A 6282-nucleotide genomic window follows, 5' to 3' on the forward strand; every position below is an offset into this window, starting at 1 on the left:
GTTCATGCGTTCGTAGCGGGCCGGGTCTTTCGCCGATCCGGCACTGCCGAGACCGGCTGCGCGGCGGATGAAGTGTTCGCAGAACATCCAGAAACGCGTGCCCTTGAGCGGGCCGAACACCGGTCCCATGAAGGTCTTGTAGTAGAACCCGGCCGACAGGATCTTGCCGCCGAGCTGGTTGACGGCGTTGATGTCCCAGGCAAGCGAGGGAAAGCGGTTCTGGCTGATGGCAACCAGCCCGTCATGGATCTCGACCATGGTCGCTGGAATGTTGGGCTCGCGAACCTCGCCCTTCAGCACCGTCACAAGCGCGTTGGGTTCCTCGACGCCTGCGGTGAGCAGGCCGCGTGGGCGATGGTATTTGAACGAACGCCCGTACAACGTGACGCCCTTGGCCAGCAGGGCTGACGCCAGCGTGTCGCCGGCATGGCCGGTGTAGGCCGTGCCATCGAAGGTGAAGCGGATGGTTTTCAGCCGGTCGATGCGGCCGCCGGTGTCGGCACGGCGCGGGCTCATGCCTTGTCCTCCGCCTTGCGGCGCGCGGCCGGCCCATGATCGCCCCGCGCAAAGGCAACGCTGGAAATCTCATGCGTCAGCGTGTTGCGCACGACCTTGAGATGCGCGCGGCAGCCGCCGGAATGTTGCCAGATCTCATTGTGGTCGCCGGCCGGATTCAGCCGGTCATAGACATAGGCGTTCCACGCCTCGAAATTCTGCGAGGCGGGGTCGGGACGCTCACGATTGCCGTCACCCTGATAGGTGAACTCGATGACGTCGCGCGGGCCGCAATAGGGGCAAGTGATCAACATTGGACTCTACCTATTGCCTAATGCAGCCGCGGGTTTGCACCCTGGCCCTTGTCGTCGATCACCAGCCCGCGGTGGAAGCGGTCGAGCGTGAAGGGCGCGTTGAGGTCGTGCGGCTGGTCCTTGGCGATGGTCCAGGCGAAGCACCAGCCGGAAGCCGGCGTCGCCTTGAAGCCGCCATAGCACCAGCCGCAGTTGAGATACATGCCAGGCAGGGGGCCGGCGGTGATGATCGGCGAGCCGTCCATCGACATATCGCAAACACCGCCCCAGGAGCGCAGCATGCGCACGCGCGCGAGTCCCGGAAACAACGCCAGCATTTCACTCATCACCTCGTCGACGACAGGCAGATTGCCGCGCTGGGCGTAGCTGTTGTAGCCGTCGATGTCGCCGCCATAGATGAGGCCGCCCTTGTCCGACTGCGACATGTAGAAATGGCCCATGCCGAAGGTGACGACCGTGTCGATGAAGGGCTTCAGCGATTCCGTGACGAAGGCCTGCAGCACATGGCTCTCGATCGGCATCGTCTCGATGCCGGCCATCTGCATGACGCGTCCGGTGCTGCCGGCGACCGCCACGGCCACCTTCCTGGCGCGGATGTCGCCGCGCGAAGTGGTGACGCCTGATATGCGGTCGCCGTCGCGCAGGAAGCCGGTGACCTCGCAATTTTCGATGATGTCGACGCCGCGCCTGTCGGCGCCGCGCGCATAGCCCCAGGCCACCGCATCGTGGCGGGCGGTGCCGGCGCGGCGCTGCATCAGGCCGCCGACCACCGGGAAGCGAGCGCTGTCGGAGATATCGAGCGCCGGAATCAGGCGTTTGATCTCAGCCTTCGTCATCAGTTCGGCATCGACGCCGAGATGGCGCATGGCGTTGCCGCGCCTTGCATAGTCGTCGAACTGGGCCGGCGTGTGCGCCAGGTTCAGGCAGCCGCGCTGCGAGAACATGACATTGTAGTTGAGCTCGTGCGACAGGTTCTCCCACAGCTTCATCGAGTGTTCGTAGAAGCGGGTGTTGGCAGGCAGCAGATAATTCGAGCGCACGGCCGTGGTGTTGCGGCCGACATTGCCGGAACCGAGCCAGCCCTTTTCCACAACGGCGACATTGGTGATGCCGTGTTCCTTGGCAAGATAATAGGCGGTCGCCAGCCCATGACCGCCGCCACCGATGATGATGACGTCATAGGACGCCTTCGGGTCAGGCTTGCGCCATGCCGGCTTCCAATCCTTGTTTCCCTTGAGCGCGTTCGCGAGCAGCGAAAAGGCCGAGTACTCTGCCATTGATGTCATCCGGTTCGGGCGATGCGGCAGACTATAGAGCAGGCCGCATCCGCAAAGCCAATATTGCGCCATCGCCTTTCGACTGGCCGACGCCCGGGATGGGATCACTCGGCGTGAGTGATCGGTTGGGGCCAATGATCGGATGGGCTCGCGATACGACGGCTTGCCCCATGATAGGGCCGTCTTTATCAAGGACAGGCTTTCAAATTGCCTTTGCCGCCGATGAGTCGCCAACAAATCATGCTTTTCCGATTGCTTCGTCTCATCCTGGTACTCACGCTGGTCGTTTCGGCGCCGCTTTCGTTTGAGGCGATGGCGCAAGCGCTCGGCCAGGGCTCGGCCGGTTTGGTCACCGATCAGCAAAAGGTCATCCAGGATCTAACGGCCAAGACGGACGATCTCGAGAAGAAGATACAGCAGGACGGTGAGGACGATGCCTCACTCGTGGAGATCCGTCTGCAGCTGGAGGACCTGTCGCGGGCGGCACTCACCAGTGCGCTGGTATTCCGCTCGCGGCTCACCGAGATCAACAATCGCATCGAGGTGCTGGGTCCTCCACCGGCGGCGGGCCAGCCGCAGGAGCCCGACATCGTGACGGGCGAGCGTCAGGCGCTTGCATCGGAAAAGGCCGAGATCAACGCGGTCGTTGCCAGCGCACAGAACCTGTCGATCCGCATCAGCGGGCTGATCGACAAGATCGGCAATATGCGCAGCGAGCTGTTCCGCAATCTTTTGACCAAGCGCTACGTGCTGTCGGATGCGCTGAGCCCGCAGGTGTTTTCCGACGCCCGCGACGAGTTCGGCAATCTCTACAAGGCGGTGTCGTCCTGGTTGAGCTTTGCCTTCAAGTTCAAGTTCCAGGCGATCCTGGCGGCAACCTTCGTGGCGCTCGGGCTGGCGCTGGTGCTGCTGGTTGGCGGCAGGCGTCTGTTCGGGCGGGTGTTCGAAGCCGACCCCACCAATGAGGACCCATCCTATCTCAGCCGCCTTTCGGTGGCCTTCTGGTCGACCTTGCTGCCGACGCTGGCGGTTGCCGCCTTTCTTGGATCGACGATTTTCTTTTTCAATTATTACAATGTGTTGCGCGGCGACATTGGGCTCTTCCTCAACGCGCTGGCGACCGTCATCGGCGTGGTGTTCTGCGTCAACCGGCTGACCAATGCGGCGCTGGAACCGCGGCTGCCGAACTGGCGCCTGATCCCGGTCGAAACCGGGCCGGCGCGCTGGCTGGTGCGCCTGGCCACCGCCATGGCCGTGGTCATCAGCGTCAACACCTTCCTGTCGGTGATCAACGACAAGATGGGTTCGCCGCTGTCGCTGACCATCGCCCGCAGTTTTGTCGCCACCATCATCGTCGGCATCATCCTGATCCTGATGGCGATGCTGAGGCCGTTCAAGGCGCGCGACGGAAGCTGGCGGCCCTGGCCGGCATGGCTGCGCTACCTGTCGCTGGGCCTTGGCCTATTCACCATCATAGCCGCCTTGCTCGGCTATATCGGCCTTGCGCTGTTCGTTTCGCTGCAGGTCGTCGTCACCGGCACAGCCTTGATCACCGCCTATATCGGCTTCCTGTCGGCGCAGGCGATCGGCGAGGAGGGTGCTTTCGCCAACACCTCCGTCGGGCGCTGGCTGTCGGCCAATTCCAGCTACGAGGATACGGCCCTCGACCAGCTCGGCCTTGTCGTCAGCGTTGCCATCAATGTGATGATCGTGCTGGTGTTCCTGCCGCTGATCCTGCTGATGTGGGGTTTCCAGCCCGGCGATATCCAGGCTTGGGCCTACAAGCTCGCAACCGGGATCAACATCGGCTCGGTGACGATCTCGGTCACCGGCATCCTCTCCGGCATCGTCGTCTTCGTCATAGGCTATTTCCTGACGCGGTGGTTCCAGGGCTGGCTCGACGGCTCGGTCATGGCGCGTGGCAAGGTCGATACCGGCGTGCGCAACTCGATCAGGCTGGCGGTCGGCTATGCCGGCGTCGCGCTGGCGGCACTGGTCGGCATCTCGGCGGCGGGCATCGACCTGTCCAGCCTGGCACTGGTCGCCGGCGCTCTTTCCCTCGGTATCGGCTTTGGCCTGCAGAACGTGGTGTCCAATTTCGTTTCCGGCCTGATCCTTCTGGCCGAGCGGCCGTTCAAGGTGGGCGACTGGATCGTTGCCGGCGACGTCAGCGGCACGGTCAAGAAGATCAGCGTGCGCGCCACCGAGATCGAAACCTTCCAGCGGCAATCGGTGATCCTGCCCAATTCGAACCTGATCAACAACGCCGTCGGCAACTGGACGCACCGCAACAAGCTCGGCCGCGTCGACATCAAGGTCGGCGTCGCCTATGGCAGCGACGTCAAGCAGGTTCATGCCGTCCTGCTGGAGATCGCCCGCAGCCACCCGATGGTGCTGAAGAACCCCGAACCCTTCGTGCTGTTTTCCAATTTCGGCCCCGCCGCCCTGGAATTCGAAATCCGCGTGTTCCTGGCCGACGTGATGAACGGCAACATCGCGCAGAACGACATCCGTTTTGCCGTCCTCGAAAAATTCAGCAGCGAACACATCGAGATCCCCTCGACGCCGCGCGCCGTGGTCGAGGCCCACAAGCCCAAGGCCTGGCCGACGGACGACGACAAGATCGAGGCCGACTTCGCCGAACAGGAGCAGATAAGGGCCGAAGCCGAGGCGGAGAAGAAGCGACTGGTCAAGTCTCGCAAAACCAAGAAGCCGGACCCGGACTAGGCTCGGACTCCGTCGACCTCAATCCTGCCCGGAATCGATTGCGGCATGAATGGGGCATTCAGTTGCGGTTCAGCTTCCATCTCATATAAGCTCCATGCAAAGGCGAAAATGCCTTGCCAAATGCAACAGAGGCGGTGGGAACACCGATATTGCACCATGTTGAAGTCTCTCGTCGCTGCAGTCGCCCTGGTCGCCGCCATCGGCTCGGTCCATGCCGCGAGCGCGGTCAACAAGGACGCCGAGACGCGCACGCTGGTCGTAACGGAGGGCGGCAGCAAGACCGACCTTGCGCTGGCCGGTGGCGAAACGGTTGAGTTCTGCCCGAACGGCTGCTTCGTCACCTTGCCCAATGGCGATCTCGAAGCCCTGACCGGTTCGGAAACGGTCGAGATCTCGGGCGGTGTCGCCCGCATCAAGTAATCTTGGCGTCACGATTGTAGAGGCCGGGCATTTGCCCGGCCTTTTATCGTTTCCGGTAGCGGTTGTTTAACAATGACACCGGAAATACCGCCATGGCAGCCGTCTGCAACCGTGCGTTTTAACGTTCGCTACGCCATCGCCCGCTATACCAGCCTCAAGACGCCGAAAAGCGGCGCGCAACTCTACGCGGGCAGGGCAGGACGGACATGGATGCGCGATCGGACAGGAACGCAATACCGCTTGCGGTCGATCTCGACGGCACGCTGATCGCAACCGACCTGTTGTGGGAAGGGCTGTTCATCCTTCTCAAGAAGAACCCGCTCTATATCTTCCTCGTACCGTTCTGGATCGCCGGCGGGCCGGCGCGGCTGAAGCAGGCGATCGCGCAGCGCATCGACATCGATCCGGCATCGCTGCCCTATCGCGAGGTGCTGCTTTGCCGCCTCCGGACCGAGCACGCCGAGGGCCGCAAGATCGTGCTGGCGACCGGTACGCCGCGCAAGTTCGCCGACGCCATCGCGGCCCATCTCGGCATTTTCGACCAGGTGCTGGCCACCGATGGTCTCGCCAATCTCACCTCGGGCAGGAAGCGCGCCTCGCTGATCGCAGCCTATGGCGATGGCGGTTTCGACTACGCCGGCAACAGCCGCCATGACCTCCAGGTCTTCGATGCCGCACGCAACGCGATCGTCGTCGCGCCCGACCGCCATGCCGCGCGCTGGCAGGCGGCACATGGCGCCGAGACGGTGTCGGCGCCGAAGCCCACTTTGCGGACCATCGTCAAGATGCTGCGCGTGCATCAGTGGCTGAAGAATTCGCTGATCGCAGTGCCGATGGTGCTCTCGCATGAATATTTCAACACCGACATGATCTGGGAATGCCTGCTGGCATTCGTCTCGTTCAGCGCGGTGGCATCGGCCATCTACATCCTCAATGATTTCTTCGACCTCGCGCTCGACCGCAAACACCTCACCAAGCGCAACAGGCCGTTCGCCAGCGGCGCGCTGTCGATCCCGTTCGGACTTGGGGCGATCGCGGTGCTTCTGGCG

General features: G+C 62.9%; 6 protein-coding genes. 3 read left to right on the top strand and 3 right to left on the bottom strand.

The genetic code is table 11. The features are described from left to right. From EN879_RS20405 to EN879_RS20415, 3 genes are all read right to left on the bottom strand, one after another. Positions 1–516, bottom strand: a 516-nt coding sequence (locus EN879_RS20405) for a 2Fe-2S iron-sulfur cluster-binding protein (RefSeq protein ID WP_206520969.1), incomplete at its 3' end; no start/stop codon positions are given. After that, positions 513–809, bottom strand: a complete 297-nt coding sequence (locus EN879_RS20410) for a sarcosine oxidase subunit delta (protein WP_027160522.1) — start codon at positions 807–809, stop codon at positions 513–515. The genes EN879_RS20405 and EN879_RS20410, both read right to left, overlap by 4 nt. Positions 810–826: 17 nt before the next feature. Next, positions 827–2086: a sarcosine oxidase subunit beta gene (locus EN879_RS20415; protein WP_063170258.1), complete on the bottom strand. Its 1260-nt coding sequence runs from the start codon at positions 2084–2086 to the stop codon at positions 827–829. A 240-nt stretch (positions 2087–2326) separates the two neighbouring features. On the opposite strand from EN879_RS20415, the gene EN879_RS20420 reads away from it, so the two are divergent. The 3 genes from EN879_RS20420 to EN879_RS20430 all read left to right on the top strand — a co-directional run. Then, complete coding sequence (locus EN879_RS20420) at positions 2327–4813, top strand: mechanosensitive ion channel family protein (RefSeq protein WP_027160520.1); 2487 nt, start codon at positions 2327–2329, stop codon at positions 4811–4813. Positions 4814–4969: 156 nt separating this feature from the next. Then, positions 4970–5233: a hypothetical protein gene (locus EN879_RS20425; protein WP_164774481.1), complete on the top strand. Its 264-nt coding sequence runs from the start codon at positions 4970–4972 to the stop codon at positions 5231–5233. Between the two features lie 206 nt (positions 5234–5439). Further along, positions 5440–6282 (top strand): UbiA family prenyltransferase (locus EN879_RS20430; RefSeq protein WP_127274208.1); only part of this gene is annotated, 843 nt, incomplete at its 3' end.

It is taken from the genome of Mesorhizobium sp. M7A.F.Ca.AU.002.02.1.1, from assembly GCF_003998535.1.
Classification (GTDB): domain Bacteria; phylum Pseudomonadota; class Alphaproteobacteria; order Rhizobiales; family Rhizobiaceae; genus Mesorhizobium; species Mesorhizobium ciceri.